This is a genomic window from Roseateles koreensis, assembly GCF_028595305.1.
GTDB classification, from domain to species: domain Bacteria; phylum Pseudomonadota; class Gammaproteobacteria; order Burkholderiales; family Burkholderiaceae_C; genus Paucibacter_A; species Paucibacter_A koreensis.
Window position 1 is genome coordinate 239,218 of record NZ_JAQQXS010000003.1, and the last position, 16,721, is coordinate 255,938.

Below are 16,721 nucleotides of genomic sequence, written 5' to 3' on the forward strand. Positions count from 1 at the left end.
CTCAGTTGATGCCGATGGCGGTATAGGTGGACGTGATGGTCGAATCCACCGAATCCTGCACCGTGCAACTGGACACCGAAGTGTCAGCCGAGACCGCTGAGGCTGCGATGGCGGGTGTGATCACCACGGTAGCGGGCATGCCGCCTTGCAACGCATTGGCCACCGTGCCGCAGGTGGTGATGGCCACACCTTTGGTCGAGTTTGCCTTGCGCGCCGCATAGTTGACGGCAGAAGCACTGCTCAGCGCACCTGCCACGCCAGCGACGGCAGCTTTTTGAGCATCGCTCTTGATGTCAATGAATTTGGGCAAAGCCACTGCGGCCAGAACGCCCAGAATCACGATCACCATGACCAATTCAATCAAGGTAAAGCCGGCTTGTTTTTTCATGATCTTCCTTCGGAGGATTGATGGAGCGAATGGGGGTGAATGCTGTACAGCAGCACAAACGACTTTATATCGGGCGGGAGAACCCTAACTTCAAAAATCGATGTACTTCGCCCCGCTAATTTGCATCGTTATGATGAAATTACCACGAATTCCCGTCGGGTTAGGCTTGCTGTTTCGGATGGACCTGCGAGCGGCCTCAGCCGCCTCGGCCCATCGCCGCCTGGCCGAGATTCCACAGCGGCAGAAACACACCCAGCGCGAGGATCAGCACCATGACGCCGATCACCAGCAGCAAAATCGGCTCGATGGAGGCGGACAAACCTTTGATGCTGTAGTCGGTCTCGCGTTCATACATCTGGGCGATTTCCAGCATCAGGGCGTCAAGCTCGCCGGTTTCTTCACCCACCGCAATCATTTGCAGCACGATGGGCGTGAACACGCCCGCCGCTGCGGCGCAGCGTGAAATGCTTTCGCCGCGTTCCACGCCGTCCCGCATTTGTTCGATGCGTCCACCGATGTAGGCGTTCTCAACGGTTTGGGCCACCACCGTCATCGCCTGACTGATGGGCACGCCCGAGCTGTAGGCCAGCGAGAAGCTGCGGGCAAAGCGGGCCAGCGTGGCCTTCAAGATGATCTCTCCGGCGATGGGCAGGCGCAGTTTTCGGCGGTCCCAGCGATAGCGCCCTTTGGGCGTTTCCAGCCAAGCGCGTACCAGCATGACAATGGCGGCTGAACCCGCCACGACCATTGGCCACCAGCGCAGGGTCCAGGCCGAAAAACCGAGCAAGATGCGCGTCATCAAGGGCAACTCAGCCTTGAAGCCAGCGAACACGGTGGCAAAGGTCGGCAGCACGAAAATATTGATGACCACCAGGGCAATGGCCATGGCGGCAATCACCATCGTCGGGTAACGCAAGGCTTGTTTGATGCGGGCGCGGATGTCCAGCTCGAATTCCAGATGCTGCGAGAGGCGCAGCAGCACCTCGGTGAGCTTGCCCGTCATCTCGCCCACCCGCACCATGGCGATGTAGAAGGGGCTGAAGACCGTATCGTGCCGGCCCATGGCGGTCGACAGGTCGCGGCCCTGATCGAGGCTGGCCCGCAGGTCTTGCAGGAGGGCGATCATGGCCACATGCGCCGTGGAGGCTTCCAGCCCCGCCAGCGCTCGCAAGATGGGGACGCCAGATCGTTGCAGGGTGTAGAGCTGGCGGGTCATCAACAAGCAGTCTTCGGTGCTGACAGGCCGGGCGCGCAGCGTTTGAAAAATAGTTTGCTTGGGGGCCGACACGCTGCCCCCGTTGACGGTGATGCTGACGGGAATGACGCCGCCCGCCATCAGCTGCGCCGCTACGGCGTCAACGTCGGCGGCGTCCAGCACACCGTCCAATAATTCACCGCGGCTGTTGCGGCCTTGCCAGGCAAAGGCTTGCATGTTCAGTCGTCCGAATCGAAGCCAATGCGCATGGCTTCCGCCAGCGAGGTCTTGCCGGCGATGACCAGGGCCAGGCTGCGGTCGGCCAAGGTCTTGCCTTTCAAGAATCGCCGTGCCGCCAGCATGAAGCCGGCCGCGTCACTGCGCTGGATGGCCACGGACATGTCGGCATTCATTTCCAGCATTTCATAAATGCCACGCCGCCCGATGTAGCCGGAGCCGTTGCAGTGCGTGCAGCCCACGCCTTTCTTGGTTTGAATGTTCGCGGCGGCGGCTTCGCCGGCCACCGCGGCGAGCCAGGCAGCTTCTTGTGGGTTCGGGCTGTGCGGCTCGGCACAGTTCTCGCACACCGCGCGCAGCAGGCGCTGGGCAATCACGGCTTGCAAGGAGGTGGCCACCATGAACGGGGGGGCGCCCATGTCCAGCAAGCGGAAGGGCGTGCCCACGGTGTCGCGGGTGTGCAGGGTGGACAGCACCATGTGGCCGGTGATGGCGGCCCGCAAGCCGATTTCAACCGTTTGTGGATCGCGCATCTCGCCCACCAGGATCACGTCGGGGTCTTGGCGCAGGGTGGCGCGCAGCACGCGGGCAAAGTCCAGCTCGATCTTCTCATTCACCTGCACCTGGGTCAGGCCGGGCAGGCGATATTCAACCGGGTCTTCCACCGTGATGATCTTGTTTTGCTCGGCGTCGACCTCGCTCAGTGCCGCGTACAGCGTGGTGGTCTTGCCAGAGCCGGTGGGGCCGGTAACCAGGATCATGCCGGCCTGCTGGCTGAGAATTTCGCGGAAACGGGCCAGCATGTCGGCGGGCATGTCAATTTGGCCCAGCCGACGAATGGCGGAGCCCTGGCCCAGCAAGCGCATCACCACCGATTCACCATACTGGCCGGGCAGGGTGGACAAGCGCACATCGATGGTCTTGTCGCGCAAGCGCAGGGTGAAGCGGCCATCTTGCGGCAGGCGCTTTTCAGAAATGTCGAGGCCGGCCATCAGCTTGAGCCGCTGCGACAAGGCCGCCGCAATGCGCTTGTCGGCCTGTGTCTGGGTTTGCAGCACACCGTCGATGCGGGTGCGGATCAGTAGCTCGCCCTCTTGGGGTTCGATGTGCACGTCTGAAGCGCCAGCCTGGCTGGCATCCTCAAACACGCTTTGCAGCAGCCGCACCACCGGCGCGCCTTCCTGACCCACGCTGGCTTGCAGGGCGCCGAAGTCAACCGCGTCGCCGATGTCTTTTTCAAGCGCCTTGGCCAGGCCGCTGATTTCTTCGCTGCGGCGGTAGTGACGGTCAAACGCAGCGGGCAGCTGGCTCTCCGCCACCACGGCCATACTGATGCGGCGCTTGAGCACGCGGCTCAGCTCGTCGTATGCAAACAGGTCCAGTGGGTCGGCCATGGCGACCAGCAGGGCCTCGCCCCGGTCTTCCAGCACGATGGCCCTAAATCGCCGCGCCGGTGTTTCCGACAGCAGGCGTACCAGCTCGGTCTTGAGTGGAAACGTCTTCAGATTGACGAAGGGGATACGCAGCTGGCGGGCCAGTACATGCGCCAGGGCTTCTTCGGTGATCAGCCCGGCGTCAATCAGCAGCCGGCCCAGCTTTTTGCCGGTGGCGCGCTGCAGTTCAAGGGCTTGCTGAAGTTGTTGCTCCGAGATCAGTTGTTGCTGCACCAGCACGTCGCCCAGACGCATTTTCTGGGGCGGGTTCGAGGCATTGTCTGAACTGGCGTTGCGCGTGTCTGTCGTCATGGCGGTGTCAGGTGTTGCTGGTGGCGCGCACTTCGGCCATGAGGGTGATGCCTTGCAGCACTTTCAGAATGCCGTCTTGCCGCAGCGAAAGCATGCCCTCAGCCAAGGCCGTGTGCTGCAACTCCTCGGCCCGGGCGCCGGTTTGGACCTGATAGCGCAGCGTCTTGGACACCACCAGTAATTCGTGCAGCCCCGCCCGCCCCTTGTAGCCACTGTTGTCACAGGTGGCGCAGCCGGCGCTTTGGTACTTCAGCAGTTGTCCGCCATGCCCGTAGGTTTTGACCCAGCTGTCGAGCACCGTTTGGCGCGGGGGGCGGATGGCGGCGGGGTAGACATGCAAGTAGTCGTCCAGCCATTCACTCAGATCGGCTTCGTTGAGTGGCGTCGAAGTGCGGCAGGCCGGGCAAAGGCGTCGCACCAGGCGCTGCGCCAGCACGGCCAGCAAGGAGTCGGCGAAATTGAAGGGGTCCATGCCCATGTCCAGCAGGCGGGTGATGGTTTCGGGAGCGCTGTTGGTATGCAACGTGGACAGCACCATGTGGCCGGTCAGCGAGGCCTCGACAGCAATGGCTGCCGTTTCTTCGTCCCGAATTTCGCCGACCATGATGACGTCCGGGTCGGCCCGCAGAAAGGCGCGCAGCGCCTTGGCAAAGGTCCAGTCGATCTTGGGGTTGACCTGCACCTGGCGCAGGCCGGTCTGCGTGATCTCAACCGGGTCTTCTGCAGTCCAGATTTTGCGATCCGGTGTATTGATATGGCCCAGCGCCGAATGCAGGGTGGTTGTTTTCCCGGAACCCGTGGGGCCCACGCACAGTACCATGCCGTAGGGGCGGCTGACGGCCTTCTTCAGTTCGTCCAGGTTGCGGCTGGTGAGGCCGAGCTTGTTCAGCTCAATCGGTTTGGAGGAGGCCAATAGCCGCATCACCACATCTTCCAGGCCGTTGTTGGTCGGGATGGTCGCTACCCGCAACTCCAGCCTGTGCTGCGGGGAGAAACGGGCGAAATTGATCTTGCCGTCCTGCGGCTTGCGGCGCTCCGAAATGTCCAGCTCGCACATGATCTTGATGCGGGCGATCATGGCGTTGCGATAGGTGTTGGGCAACTCCAGATAGGGCTTGAGCACGCCGTCTTTGCGGAAGCGGATCTTGAGCTTCTCGCGTCCGGGGTAGGTTTCGATGTGGATGTCGGAGACGCCTTGCGTGCTGGCTTCGATGATCATGGTGTTGATCAGGCGCACCAGCGAGTTGTCGCTTTGCTCGATCTGAAATTCATCGTCACGGCCCCCGCGGTCGCCGACTTCACGCTCCAGCGTTTCGATCAGCTGGTCGGCTTTATCGAGCGAAAAATCAAGGCCTGACATGCCCGGAATGGTTTCGCCGCGCAGGCCGGTGTCGTTGCCGCTGCGCTCATAGGCATAGGCGATCGCACTGTGCACCGTGCCGAGCTTGGTCAAAGTCGGGATGACCTTCAGCTGGGTGATGAATTCGACCTCGTCCAGGGCATCGCGCCGCGTGGGGTCTTCCATGGCCACAATCAGTCGGCCATCTCGCATGAGCAAGGGCAACACCTCCAGCCGCTTAGCGGCGGTGAAGGGCAGTTTTTTGAGGGACTCAACCTCGATGGCGAAGTTGTCGACATCCACCACCGGATAACCCATCTTGCGGGCCAAGGCGGACTGCAAGGCCTGGCGAGAAACAATCCCCTTGCGCACCAGCAGTTCGCCCAGGGGTACCGAGCGGTCATCGCGTTGCAGGTTCAGTGCGTGGTCGAGTTGCTCCTGGGTGATCAATTCCAGGGCCAGCAAGGCTTCGCCGATACGCACCATGGGCATGCTGGCCTGCTGGGCGATGGCTTGCATCAGTTGGTCAGCCTGAACGATGCGCGCGGCCACCAAGATATCGCCCACCCGGCGGGCGCGCATTCCCTGCTGCTCGTTGACGGCCGCGTTGATTTGAGCGGCGGTGGCCAGGTTCGCTTTCAGCAGCACGTCGCCGATGCGCTCGCCCACTTCCGCCTGGCTGATCATTTCGCGCGGAATGAACAGCCGCAACACTGAATCGTCGGTGTCGCTGAGCGGCTGAAACAAGAACAAGCCAAGCTCGTTTTGGTGATGGCCAATGGTGCGCCCCTTCATTTCTCCGCCGTCCGCCAATTTGAGACGATAGGGGCTGCGGGGGCGTTGGTCCAGCATCAGGCCGGCATCCGTGGCGCTTTCATCGCGCGCGGGAACATGGACGGGGCGCAACAGGCGCAGCACCCGGAATTGTGCGAACTTCAAGGGCACGGCATGACGGGCAGGCGGCACCAGAATCTGTGCCACCCGTTCTTGGGGGGACAACAGGATCAGATGCCCCGGACTGCGGCTGCCGTTGACGCCCAGCACTTCACAAGGCTCTGGGCTCGATTGCGTCAGCGCAGAGGGGTAGGCCGGGAAGGGCGGCATCGGCCAACTGAAGTCTTGTTGTTTGTCAGCGAACTCGCTTGTCTCGGTCGCACTCATGTCGGCTTTGCCGTGAGGCCAGTTCAGCGGGGCAGACAAATCAGGCATTCAAATCTCCGAGGACTGACGAACGAACAGGCTCAATGGCATAAAAAAAGGCGCAAGACGGGCACTCGCTCTGCTAACTGCCACATGCTACGCGGAGTTGCGGGTGGGCTAATTTAGGAAATACAGGGTGAGGCCGGGTCAGTCCTCGTGCTGTTCCGCACTGTAATTGCGCCATTGGGTACTGGCGCGGCGCATCAGCTGAAGTTGGCGCAAAAATCGTGGGCAGGCTTGGCAAATCATCATGTGCAGTCGCACGCTTACGCGTTCGGCTGGGCCCAGTTTGCGGTCTTCGGCTTGCAAAACAAGGGCCGTGATTTCTCGGCAATTGCGCATGACTTTCAAAATTTTTCTCCGGCATCCGCCGGCGCCGTGGCGCCAAACCAGTTCAATTGAAGGCATTCCCGCAGGCGCAGTCGGGCGCGATGCAACATGACCCACAGATTGGTCGTGCTGATGCTCAAGGCCTTACAGATTTCTTCTGACTCCAGCTCCAGCCACTCTCGCATCATGAACAAGCGGCCCTGTTGGCCGGGGAGATGTTCGACGCAGGCTTCCAGCACGCGCATGAAGTCCAGTTGACGCAAGCAGTGCTCGGGATCGCCCCAATCCTGCGGCATGTCGCGCCAATGGCCGTCGGGCAGAAACAAGTCGTCGTCCAGGTCCCGTTCGTCGTCACGGGTGGTGGACATCTCTTTGCTGTTGCGGCGAATCTGATCGACCAACTTGTGCTTCAAGACGCCAATCAACCACGTTTTGAGCTGGGACATGCCGCCGAAATTCTGCGGTTTTTCAAGGGCGGCCAACAGCGTTTCCGACACCGCATCCTCCGCCCAGGCGCTGTTGCGCAACTGCAGCTGGGCGTACTTGAGCAGTTGAGGCCGCAGGGCTTGGAGTTGATCGGCGATGTCAGACATGCATAACTTTCAAAAGGCACTGGCCGCAGTGTAAGGAATGTAGGCGTCCAGCCGACGCAGTACATGTCGGTGGCTTGCGCTTGCGGTTTGAGCCCCACGCTGAATTGAACTTCACTTTGTTTTTGTATGGAGCACGCCTCATGAAAACGTCTTATCTTGTTTCTTCCGCATTGGCTGGCGCCCTGGCCTTGGGTTGTGTGGCACAGGCCGCTGCTGCCGACGAAAAAACCGCTCGGGAAAAATGTTACGGCATCACCCAGGCGGGCCAAAACGACTGCGCCAATCTGAGTGGCAGCCACTCCTGTGCCGGCCAGGCCACCGCGGCCCAGTCGCCTGACGAATGGAAGTACGTGCCCAAAGGCGCTTGCAAGGGCTTGAATGGCTTGAGCCCTGCCGAAGCCAAAGCTCGACTGGGCAAAAAGTAAGCGCATCCGTCAAGGTGCAGGGAGTAGAGCTATGGTCGAACGGGTCGAAAGTGTCGAACTTATCGGCATTGGATGGCGGCAGTCGCACTACCTGCCTTTGCTGGAGACGCTGCCACCGCTGGGCTTTTTGGAAGTGCACTCGGAGAATTTCTTTGCCGAAGGCGGCGCCTCGCTTGCGCTGCTGACTGAGGCGCGTGCCCATTACCCGATCAGCCTGCACGGCGTAGGCTTGTCGCTGGGGTCGGCGGCGGGTGTGGATGCCTGGCACCTCGAACGTTTGGCGGCGCTGGTTGCCCACGTCGATCCGGTTCGGGTGTCAGACCATGCGTGCTTTGCGCGGGTTGCCGTGGCGGGATCTCATGCGCATGCCGGCGATCTGTTGCCGATTGCGTTTGATGATCTCAGCCTGAATCTCATGGTGCACCATGTGCAGCAGGTGCAGGAGCGTTTGCACCGCCCCTTGTTGGTGGAGAACATCAGCGCCTATTTGGGCTGGGCCGGCGACACCTTGGCGGAGCCCGAATTCTTCAACCAACTGACTCAGCGCAGCGGTTGCCGCGTGCTGTTGGATGTCAATAACCTGGTGGTTAATGCGCGTAACACAGGCGTTAGCGCGGCAGAAGCGGTGGACGTTGCCTGTGCGTGGATTGATGCGCTGAACCCGCGGTGCGTGGCTGAAATCCACCTTGCTGGCCATACCGCGCTGCCCGACATCGTCATCGACGACCACGGCAGCCGCGTGTCTGCGGCGGTGTGGCAGGTTTACGCCCATGCATTGCGGCATTGCGGCCCGCAGCCCAGTTTGATCGAATGGGACACCGATCTGCCGGTGTTGGACGTCTTGCTTGACGAAGCCGACGAGGCGCGTCATCGGCTCGCAGGTGCCTTGCAATGAAAGCAAAGGCGCAAATGCAGACGCAGGTACAGACCCAGAACCGGGTACAGGCTCAGCAAACATTGCTGTGCGCGATCCAAGGCAAGTTGGGGGCTGACAGCCCGCCCGCATCGACCCTGCTGAGGGCCTTGCCGGGCGTGCGCCTGGCGCGAGGCTTGGCGGCGTACCGGGGCCATGCGCAAGCCTTGGCGGAGCGGGTTCTGGCGGGGGCCTATCCCCGTGTGAAATTTCAACTAGGCCTCGACTCCTTCACGGCGATGGCCTGGGCGTTCTGGCGCGCGCGTCCGCCTGGCTGCGGCGACCTTGGCCGCTGGGGCGAGGCGTTGCCTGAATTTTTGGCCGCGCAGAAGGGCATGGATCTTTGGCTGTGCGATGTGGCGCGCATGGAGTGGGCTGTGCATCTGGCGCAGCGTGCGGCAGACAGTGTCTTGAACGCGGTTTCACTGGATTTGTTGCACGGCCATGACCCCGAGGCGCTGCGTTTGACGCTTCGCCCGGGTCTCGCGTTGTTGCGGGTAGCCCCCATGGCTGCAGCGTGTTTGGCGTGCCCTGCGCCAAGTGGCCGGGTGCTGGTTTGGCGCTGCGCCTGGCAGGCGCGCTGCGCAGAACTGGATGCCGGGAGTTTCAGCTTCATGGCTGCAATTCAGGCGGGGCAGAGCCTTCATCACGCCTTGTTGATGGCGTTGGAAGATGCGCCCGACTTCGATTTTTCGCAATACCTGCAGCGTGCGCTGCAGGACGGCTGGCTGCAATCGGTTGACATCATTTGAGTGCTGTGACCGGGCAGCCTCCGCAACATTCATTTTTGATGGAGTGATCATGAAAAATATTCTTTGCGCCATCGGGCGCTTCTTTGTGGACCCTGGTTTGCATCACCCGGCCGATTCCCGCCTGGCTGCGTGGATTCGGGCGGTGTTGGGCCAGGCGCAATCGCTGGCCTTGTTGCTGGCACGCTGGTACGTGGCCCGTGTCTTCTTTCTCTCCGGTTTGACGAAAATCCATGATTGGCAAAGTACCTTGGCGCTGTTCGCTGATGAGTACCAAGTGCCCTTGTTGCCGCCGGAACTGGCCGCTTATCTAGGCACCGGCGGCGAACTGGGATTGCCGGTGCTCCTGTGCCTGGGGGCTGGGGGGCGTTTTGCCGCACTGGGTTTGAGTGTGGTCAATCTTGTGGCGGTGCTGAGTCTCAGTGATATCGCGCCGGCTGCCTTGGCGGGGCACCAGTTGTGGGGTGTGTTGTTGCTGTCGGTGGCGCTGTGGGGGGCGGGGCGCTGGTCGGTGGATGCGTGGCTGCAGCGAGTGAAAACTTGATGGCCTACAGTTGCGTCCATGCCAAATTTTGATGAACACCCGCACCCACGTTGGCCCGCCTTGCGGGGTAGTTTGTTCGCGTTGCTGGCGGCGCTGCTGTTTGGGGTGAGCACGCCCCTGGTTCAGCGCTGGGGACAGGGCGTGGGGCCCTTGGGGACGGCGGCCTTGTTGTATGCCGGAGCCAGTGGCGTGGGGCTGTTGCTGCGGCGGCCACTTGCCGCTGAAGCCCGGGTGCAGCAGGGCGACTGGGGTCGCCTGCTGCTGATGGCGGGTTTTGGGGCGGGCTTGGCGCCGGTGGCCTTGGTGTGGGGCTTGCAGCACACCAGTGGCACCAGCGCCTCCTTGATGCTGACCCTGGAAGCGGTGTTCACCGCCGTGCTGGCGCGCTTGTTCTGCCACGAGGCCCTGGAGAAGCGGGTGGTCTTGGCGCTGGGTTTGCTGACGCTGGGAGGGATGGTGCTGGCCTGGGACAGCGTGGCGACGGGCTCTGCGCAGGCTTGGGGTTTGCTGGCGGTTTTGGTCGCCACGGCGGCTTGGGGCTTGGACAACACCCTGTCAGGCGCCTTGGCCGGGCGCGATCCTGGCCATGTCGTCATGCTCAAGGGGGGCTTGGGCGCGGCGGTGACGGGTAGCTTGGCCTTGCTGTTCAACGAGTCGCTGCCGACTTTGGGGGGCGCTGCGGGCTTGCTGTTGATTGGGGCCACGGCGTATGGCTTGAGCTTGCGCTTTTACCTGCTGGCCCAACGCGCTATTGGTGCTGCACGCACGGGCTCGGTGTTCGCTTTTGCCCCCTTCGTTGGCGCAGCGCTGGCCTATGCCATGGGGGAGCGTTCGGGGGCGGCCTATTTGGTGGGGGCGGCCGCGCTGATGGGGCCTGGCGTGTTGCTGCATCTGGCAGAGTCGCATGACCATGCGCATCTTCACGCGGCGCTGGCCCATGAGCACGCCCATCGCCACGACGACGGGCACCACGATGACCACGAACATGGTCATGCGCGCCCGGTGCAGGGTGAGCACAGCCATTGGCATCTACATGCGCCCAAGCAGCATCGGCATGCCCATGTGCCCGACGCGCACCATGTGCACCCGCATTGAGCCGACAGAAATCTCGTGTTTACTCGCGCGGTTTGAAGCTGATCACCAGCACCGAGGGGACACGTCCATCGGTGTCGCGCGGCAAGATTTCGGTCTTGTCGATGGCGCGTAAAACGGCGGCATCCCAGTCGCCATCGCCACTGGGCTTGAGCAGCTTGCGCGACAGAATAGCGCCGTCAGGCGCGGTGCGAACCTCCACCTCGGCCACCGGGTTGGCGCTGCTGGTGTCGGGATAAATGATGTTGGGGCGGATGCGGGCCTTGATGCGGCCGGCGTAGTTGGCCGAGGGGCCAGAGGCTTGTAGCGCGGTGCCCCGGGCGTCAGGCGCCCCGGTGGCGCCCGCCATGCCCTGGATGCGACGCAGATTGTCCTGGCGCTGGGCTTCGGCCTTGGCGTCGCGGGCGGCGTCACTTTTCTTTTTGGCGTCAGCATCTTGCCTGGACTTTTGTTTGGCCTCGGCGGCTTGCTTGTCCAGCTTCTCCTGCATTTCTTGCTTTTGACGCTTTTCGAGTTTCTGGAGCTTTTCCAGCCGCTCGCGCTCGGCCGCTTCACGCTCTTTGTCCTTCTTGCGCTGGGCTTCGAGTTCAGCCTGGCGCTGCAATTCCTGGGCTTCCTTCTTTTTCTTGTCCTTGGCTTTGGCGATGGCAATCTCAGCATCGCGCTCGGCGTGGTTGTCCACGGGCGGCGGTGGCGGCGGCGCGACAACGGGCTTGGGTGGCGGGCTGGGTTCGGTTTCAGGTTCAGGCGTCGGCGGGGCTTGTTCTTTGGGGGCGGCCGCCTGAGGCGCGGCCGACCACAGCTCGGCCTCGAAGGCCGGGGTCTCCTGATTGCGCCAGCTCACCCCCGCGCTCAGCGCAGCCAGCAAGGCAGCGTGGGCGATCAAGGCAAATGCAAAGCCACGGCCCAGGCCCGGCGGCGCCGGGGGGCGGAGTGGGTCGGACGGCGGCAGGGTGAGGGTGCTCATGCGCGCTGAAAAGCTTTCACGGAGCCTTGCGTTCACCGTCGGCACTGCCGCCGCCGTTGCGAACAGCCAGGCCAACACGTTGGACGCCGGCGGACTGCAGCACGTCCATCACCTTGACTACGGCCTCGTACTTGACGCTTTTGTCCGCCGAGATCACCACCGGCGTGCTGGCCTCGCCGGCTTGCGCGGTCCGCACCTTGTCGGCCACCTGCTTGAGCGTGATGGCGGCGGGCTCTTCCTTGTCGACCTTGAGCTTGAGTTTTTCGTCAGGCCCGACGATGACGTGGATCACATGCTCGGGCTGCGCACGGCTTCGGCCCACGCTGGGCAGGTCCACCACGCCCGTGGTGATCAGGGGTGCGCTGACCATGAAGATGATCAGCAGCACCAACATCACGTCAATGAAGGGCACCATATTGATTTCGTTGATGGTGCGGCGGCGGCGCGAGCCGCGTGAGCTGATGGCAGCCATGGCGTGTGCGGCTTCGGATCAGCGCGTGCCAGCCACGGGGGGCTGGCTGGCGTTGCGCTGCAAGATGTTGGAGAACTCTTCGATGAAGGACTCCAGCGTGATTGCGCTGCGGTCAATCTGGCGGGCAAAGCGGTTATAGGCGAGCACGGCAGGGATGGCGGCAAACAGGCCAATGGCCGTGGCCACCAATGCCTCAGCAATGCCCGGGGCGACCGTGGCCAGGGTCACCTGGGTCAAGTTGGAGAGGCCGACGAAGGCGTGCATGATGCCCCAGATGGTGCCGAACAAGCCCACATATGGCGACACAGAGCCCACGGAAGCCAGGAAGGACAGGTTGCTTTCCATGGCATCCAACTCGCGCTGAAAGCTGGCGCGCATGGCGCGGCGGGCACCGTCCAGCAGAGCGCTGGGCTCGGTGACACGGCGTTCGCGCAGCTTCAAGAACTCGCGCATGCCGGAGGCAAAAATGCGCTCCAACGGCGCGCCGTCGACCCGGTTGGCCACGCCGTTGTAGAGCTCGTTGAGATTCTTGCCTGACCAGAACTCTTGCTCGAAGGCCTCATTGCCGCTGTTGATGCGTTTGATGGAAATCAGCTTGCTGAAGATCACGCTCCAACTGGCCAGGGAGACAGTCAGCAGGGCCGCAATGACCATTTGCACCGCAAAACTGGCGTGCAGGATCAGGGTAACGATGGAGAGGTCTTGGTTCATTTGGACTCGAGTGCTGCGATGAGCGCGGCTGGAATTCGGGTGGTTTTGAAATCGTCGCTGGAGGCTGTCGGCGGGCTGGCATGGCCTGGGCTGGCGACGCAGCCGATGCGAATCTCGCCCTCCGCCAGCAGGCAATCGCCGCGCCAGGCTTGCTGGAACAGCACCATGCTGGCACGGCCCAGATCGCGGATTTCAACCGTGACACGCAGCAGATCGTCCAGCCGCGCCGGGCGCAGGTACTTCACTTGCGTGCTGCCAACGACAAACATCACGCCCTGCGTCCGCCGCATGGCTTCTTGCTCGAAGCCCAGCGCGCGCAGCCACTCGGTGCGCGCCCGTTCGAAAAACTTCAGGTAGTTGGCGTAGAACACCACGCCACCGGCGTCGGTATCTTCCCAATAACAGCGCACCAGGTGTTGGTAGGCAGACGTGGGTTCGTTCATTGGCGATATTGCGGCAGCACTTGGGCCAGGCGGGCCACGGTTTCCTGTAACTCCGCCATGCTGCTGGCGAAGGACAAACGCAGCCAGCGTTCGGCGCCCTGCCGACCAAAGTCACGGCCGGGTGTCAGTGCGATTTGTGCGTTATGCATCAAGGTGAAGGCGAAGTCCCAGGCGTCGACGCTGAAGGCGCTGCAGTCCATCCACACATAAAAGGCACCGTCGGGGACCACCGGCACCTTGAATCCAAGCGCCTGTAGGGCGGGCACGATGTAGTCACGCCGGGCGCGAAAATCGGCACGGCGACGCTCAAACTCAATCATCGAGGCCGGCTCAAACGCTGCCAGTGCGGCATGCTGTGCGATGGTGGAGGGGCAAATGAACAGGTTCTGCGCCAATTTTTCAATGGGCGCCACCATTTCAGTGGGCAGAACAACCCAGCCCAGCCGCCAGCCAGTCATGCCGAAGTATTTGGAGAAGCTGTTCACCGAGATGACGTCCTCACCCAACCTCAGTGCCGAGGTTTCGAAATGCGGGTCGTAGCTGAGGCCGAGATAGATTTCATCGACGATGGTGACGCCGCCTTTTGCACGCACGGCCTCGACGATGGCGCGCATCTCGGTGGGCTCGATCGAGGTGCCGGTCGGGTTGCTGGGCGAGGCCAGCAAAACGCCCCGGGTGTGCGGCCCCCAGGCCTCGCGCACTTGCGCGCAGCTGGGTTGAAAGCGCTGCTCAGGGCCGGTTGGTAGCAAAACAGCGCGCGCGTCTGCCGCCGCCACAAAGTGCCGGTTGCAGGGGTAGCAGGGGTCGGGCATCAGCACTTCGTCGCCGCGCTCAAACAAGGCCAGGCACACCAGTTGCAGCGCGGCAGAAGCGCCCGCAGTGATCACGATGCGCTCAGCCGCAATTTGCAAGCCAAAGCGCTGGGCGTACCAGTCGGAGAGGGCTTGGCGCAGGGCCGGGAGGCCCAACGCCGAGGTGTACTGGGTCTGCCCCTGGGCAATGCAGGACGCAGCGGCCGCCTGCACCGCCTGCGCCGCCCCGAAATCGGGTTCACCAATATTCAGGTAAATCATGGGGCGCCCCCCTTGGGCGGGGTCGCACAAGGGGCTGGCTGCCAGGGCGTTTGCCGCCTTGGCACATTCCATGACGTAAAAAGGCTCGATCTCGTCGAGCCGGCTGGCGAGTTTCATCGGGCGGCGGTCAGGGCGCGATGGGGTTCAGGCTTTGTTGCGGGCGGCAACTTCAGCCGGACGCAAATCACCCGCGGCGCGATCGAGCACGCCGTTGACGTATTTGTGTCCATCGGTGCCGCCAAAGGATTTGGCCAACTCCACCGCTTCATTGATCGCCACTTTGTAGGGGATGTCAATGCAGTGCTTCAACTCATAAGCACCGATCATCAACACGCCGTGCTCGATGGGGGACAGCTCGGTGGTTTTGCGGTCGACATGGCGGGCCAGCACTGCGTCGAGATCGGCCGCTTCCAGGATGCAGCCGTTCAGCAGCGCGTCAAAGTGGGCTTGGTCGGCCTTTTTGAAGTCTTCTTGCTCGCGCATATGGGCGTCGATGGTAGCGACGTCGTCACCCGTGATCAGCCATTGGTACAGGCCTTGCAAGGCGGCTTCGCGTGAGCGGCGGCGGGCCGATTTGGGTTGAGCCCGCTTGGCGCCGGTTTTGCCTGCGGCAGGTTTTTTGGCCGGGGCGTTGTCGTTGCTGGTGCTCACTGGAGTTCTTTCATCAAATTGGCCATTTCAACGGCTACGCGGGCGGCATCGCGGCCTTTTTCTTCGGTACGGGCCCAGGCTTGCTGCTCGTTTTCTACGGTCAGGATGGCATTGGCAATCGGTGTGGCGTAGTCCAGCGTGATGCGGGTGACCGCTGCACCGCTTTCATTGGCCACCAACTCGAAGTGGTAGGTTTCGCCGCGAATGATGCAACCCAGGGCGACCAAGGCATCGTAGTCTTCGCTGTCGGCCATGGCTTGCAAGGCCAGAGGCACCTCCAGCGCGCCCGGCACGGTGACATGGCGGATGTGCGCGGGGTCAACGCCCAGGGCTCGCAGTTCGGTGATGCAGGCCTGAGCCAGGCTTTGGGTGATGTCCGCGTTGAAGCGCGCTTGCACGATGCCGATGCGCAGGTTTTCGCCGTTCAGCGAGGCGCTGGCGTGCCCTTTGTCAGATGCTTGCATGAGCTTTTCGTTGGTGATTCAGTTGATCGGTCGATCAGGAAGTCAGTCAATACAGGGTCAGGGCTTGTGACCAGCCGCCACAAAACCTGTGACTTCCAGGCCGTAGCCGGTCATGCTGGGCATGCGGCGCGGGCTACCCATCAAGCGCATGCGGTGCACGCCCAGCTCGCGCAAGATTTGAGCCCCGACGCCGTAGGTGCGCAGATCCACGGCTTTGGCGGGTGGCTCGCTGCTGGGCTCGGCTTGCAGCCGGGTCAGGAGGCTGTTGCCGTCTTCACCGCAGTTGAGCAATACCGCCACGCCGCGGCCTGTGCTTTGCAATTCAGCCAGCGCAGCAGCCAAGGGCCATGAGTGGCAGTTGGTGCTGAGTTCCAACAAATCAAGCACGGACAACGGCTCGTGCACGCGCACCAGCACTTCGTCTTCGGGCTGCCATTCGCCAAGGCTCAGCGCCAAGTGGGTGCCGCCCGTGCGGTCCTGGAAGATGTTGCAGTCGAATTCGCCCTGCACCGTTTGCATCTTGCGATGGCCGATGCGATGCACCAGGGATTCGTTGCGGCTGCGGTATTCGATCAGGTCGGCAATGGTGCCGATCTTCAGGCCGTGCTCTTTGGCGAACTCGACCAGATCTGGCAGGCGCGCCATGGTGCCGTCGTCTTTCATGATCTCGCAGATCACGGAGGCGGGGGTCAGGCCGGCCATTTTGGCCAAATCGCAACCCGCTTCGGTATGGCCTGCGCGCATCAACACGCCGCCGTCCTGCGCTTGCAGGGGGAAGATGTGGCCGGGTTGAACCAAGTCACGGGCGACCGCATCGCGCGCCACGGCGGCTTGCACGGTGCGCGCCCGGTCGGCGGCAGAAATGCCGGTGGTGACACCTGTGGCCGCCTCAATGGAAACGGTGAAGGCGGTGGCGTGTTTGGTCCCGTTGCGGCTCGCCATGGGCGGCAAGTTCAGGCGCTCGCAACGTTCGCGGTTGAGGGTGAGGCAGATCAAGCCACGACCAAATTTGGCCATGAAGTTGATCGCTTCCGGGGTGACGTGGTCGGCTGCAAGCACGAGGTCACCCTCGTTCTCGCGGTCTTCTTCGTCAACCAGGATAACCATGCGGCCAGCGGCCAGCTCGGCGACGAGCTCGTGTACAGGTGATATGGGCATCCCGCGATTGTAGGCGGGCGCGGCGAGTCTGG

Annotated in this window: 19 protein-coding genes; 5 read left to right on the top strand and 14 right to left on the bottom strand. The window is 62.5% G+C overall.

Features of this window, described 5'->3' with window-relative positions:
• Position 1: 1 nt before the first annotated feature.
• The 6 genes from PRZ01_RS04545 to PRZ01_RS04565 all read right to left on the bottom strand — a co-directional run bounded on the left by PRZ01_RS04545 (position 2) and on the right by PRZ01_RS04565 (position 7,027).
• Positions 2-388 carry a type II secretion system protein gene (locus PRZ01_RS04545; RefSeq protein ID WP_273595570.1) on the bottom strand — a complete coding sequence of 129 codons (387 nt, stop codon included), beginning with the start codon at positions 386-388 and terminating at the stop codon, positions 2-4.
• A gap of 196 nt (positions 389-584) precedes the next feature.
• Positions 585-1,820, bottom strand: coding sequence for a type II secretion system F family protein (locus PRZ01_RS04550; RefSeq protein ID WP_273595571.1), 1,236 nt, complete (start codon positions 1,818-1,820; stop codon positions 585-587).
• Between the two features lie 2 nt (positions 1,821-1,822).
• Positions 1,823-3,565 carry a GspE/PulE family protein gene (locus PRZ01_RS04555; protein WP_273595572.1) on the bottom strand — a complete coding sequence of 581 codons (1,743 nt, stop codon included), beginning with the start codon at positions 3,563-3,565 and terminating at the stop codon, positions 1,823-1,825.
• A gap of 7 nt (positions 3,566-3,572) precedes the next feature.
• Entirely contained in the window at positions 3,573-6,113 is a 2,541-nt protein-coding gene (locus PRZ01_RS04560; protein WP_273595573.1) for a GspE/PulE family protein, read from the bottom strand.
• Positions 6,114-6,251: 138 nt separating this feature from the next.
• Positions 6,252-6,512, bottom strand: a complete 261-nt coding sequence (locus tag PRZ01_RS19225) for an anti-sigma factor family protein (RefSeq protein WP_338111452.1) — start codon at positions 6,510-6,512, stop codon at positions 6,252-6,254.
• Complete coding sequence (locus tag PRZ01_RS04565) at positions 6,452-7,027, bottom strand: sigma-70 family RNA polymerase sigma factor (RefSeq protein ID WP_273595574.1); 576 nt, start codon at positions 7,025-7,027, stop codon at positions 6,452-6,454. Before PRZ01_RS04565 ends, PRZ01_RS19225 begins: the two co-directional genes overlap by 61 nt.
• 140 nt (positions 7,028-7,167) lie before the next feature.
• On the opposite strand from PRZ01_RS04565, the gene PRZ01_RS04570 reads away from it, so the two are divergent.
• The 5 genes from PRZ01_RS04570 to PRZ01_RS04590 are packed head-to-tail and all read left to right on the top strand — an operon-like array spanning position 7,168 to position 10,753.
• Positions 7,168-7,452 (top strand): BufA1 family periplasmic bufferin-type metallophore, encoded by a 285-nt coding sequence (locus tag PRZ01_RS04570; RefSeq protein WP_273595575.1) that lies wholly within the window; start codon positions 7,168-7,170, stop codon positions 7,450-7,452.
• A 31-nt stretch (positions 7,453-7,483) separates the two neighbouring features.
• Entirely contained in the window at positions 7,484-8,347 is an 864-nt protein-coding gene (locus PRZ01_RS04575; protein WP_273595576.1) for a DUF692 domain-containing protein, read from the top strand.
• Positions 8,348-8,361: 14 nt separating this feature from the next.
• The gene (locus tag PRZ01_RS04580; protein ID WP_273595577.1) at positions 8,362-9,117 is read left to right on the top strand and encodes an HvfC/BufC family peptide modification chaperone; all 756 of its coding nucleotides are present in this window, start codon (positions 8,362-8,364) and stop codon (positions 9,115-9,117) included.
• Between the two features lie 49 nt (positions 9,118-9,166).
• On the top strand, positions 9,167-9,658 hold the full coding sequence (locus PRZ01_RS04585) for a DoxX family protein (protein WP_273595578.1): 492 nt from the start codon (positions 9,167-9,169) through the stop codon (positions 9,656-9,658).
• Positions 9,659-9,676: 18 nt separating this feature from the next.
• Positions 9,677-10,753: a DMT family transporter gene (locus PRZ01_RS04590; RefSeq protein WP_273595579.1), complete on the top strand. Its 1,077-nt coding sequence runs from the start codon at positions 9,677-9,679 to the stop codon at positions 10,751-10,753.
• 19 nt (positions 10,754-10,772) lie between these two features.
• Here PRZ01_RS04590 and tolA read toward each other — a convergent pair whose 3' ends face one another.
• Genes tolA through ribBA form a run of 8 tightly spaced genes read right to left on the bottom strand, consistent with a single transcriptional unit; the run spans position 10,773 to position 16,689 of the window.
• Positions 10,773-11,717 (bottom strand): cell envelope integrity protein TolA, encoded by a 945-nt coding sequence (tolA, locus tag PRZ01_RS04595; protein WP_273595580.1) that lies wholly within the window; start codon positions 11,715-11,717, stop codon positions 10,773-10,775.
• Positions 11,718-11,733: 16 nt separating this feature from the next.
• A complete protein-coding gene (gene tolR, locus PRZ01_RS04600; RefSeq protein WP_273595581.1) occupies positions 11,734-12,189 on the bottom strand; it encodes a protein TolR in 456 nt (151 codons plus the stop codon).
• A gap of 18 nt (positions 12,190-12,207) precedes the next feature.
• A complete protein-coding gene (tolQ, locus tag PRZ01_RS04605; protein ID WP_273595582.1) occupies positions 12,208-12,900 on the bottom strand; it encodes a protein TolQ in 693 nt (230 codons plus the stop codon).
• Positions 12,897-13,343 (bottom strand): tol-pal system-associated acyl-CoA thioesterase, encoded by a 447-nt coding sequence (gene ybgC / locus PRZ01_RS04610; RefSeq protein ID WP_273595583.1) that lies wholly within the window; start codon positions 13,341-13,343, stop codon positions 12,897-12,899. Before ybgC ends, tolQ begins: the two co-directional genes overlap by 4 nt.
• Complete coding sequence (locus tag PRZ01_RS04615) at positions 13,340-14,533, bottom strand: pyridoxal phosphate-dependent aminotransferase (RefSeq protein WP_273595584.1); 1,194 nt, start codon at positions 14,531-14,533, stop codon at positions 13,340-13,342. The genes ybgC and PRZ01_RS04615 overlap by 4 nt, the downstream gene beginning before the upstream one ends.
• 27 nt (positions 14,534-14,560) lie before the next feature.
• Positions 14,561-15,067 carry a transcription antitermination factor NusB gene (gene nusB, locus PRZ01_RS04620; RefSeq protein ID WP_273595585.1) on the bottom strand — a complete coding sequence of 169 codons (507 nt, stop codon included), beginning with the start codon at positions 15,065-15,067 and terminating at the stop codon, positions 14,561-14,563.
• A complete protein-coding gene (gene ribH / locus PRZ01_RS04625) occupies positions 15,064-15,531 on the bottom strand; it encodes a 6,7-dimethyl-8-ribityllumazine synthase (RefSeq protein WP_273595586.1) in 468 nt (155 codons plus the stop codon). The genes nusB and ribH overlap by 4 nt, the downstream gene beginning before the upstream one ends.
• A 57-nt stretch (positions 15,532-15,588) precedes the next feature.
• Positions 15,589-16,689 (bottom strand): bifunctional 3,4-dihydroxy-2-butanone-4-phosphate synthase/GTP cyclohydrolase II, encoded by a 1,101-nt coding sequence (ribBA, locus tag PRZ01_RS04630; protein ID WP_273595587.1) that lies wholly within the window; start codon positions 16,687-16,689, stop codon positions 15,589-15,591.
• Positions 16,690-16,721: the final 32 nt, after the last annotated feature.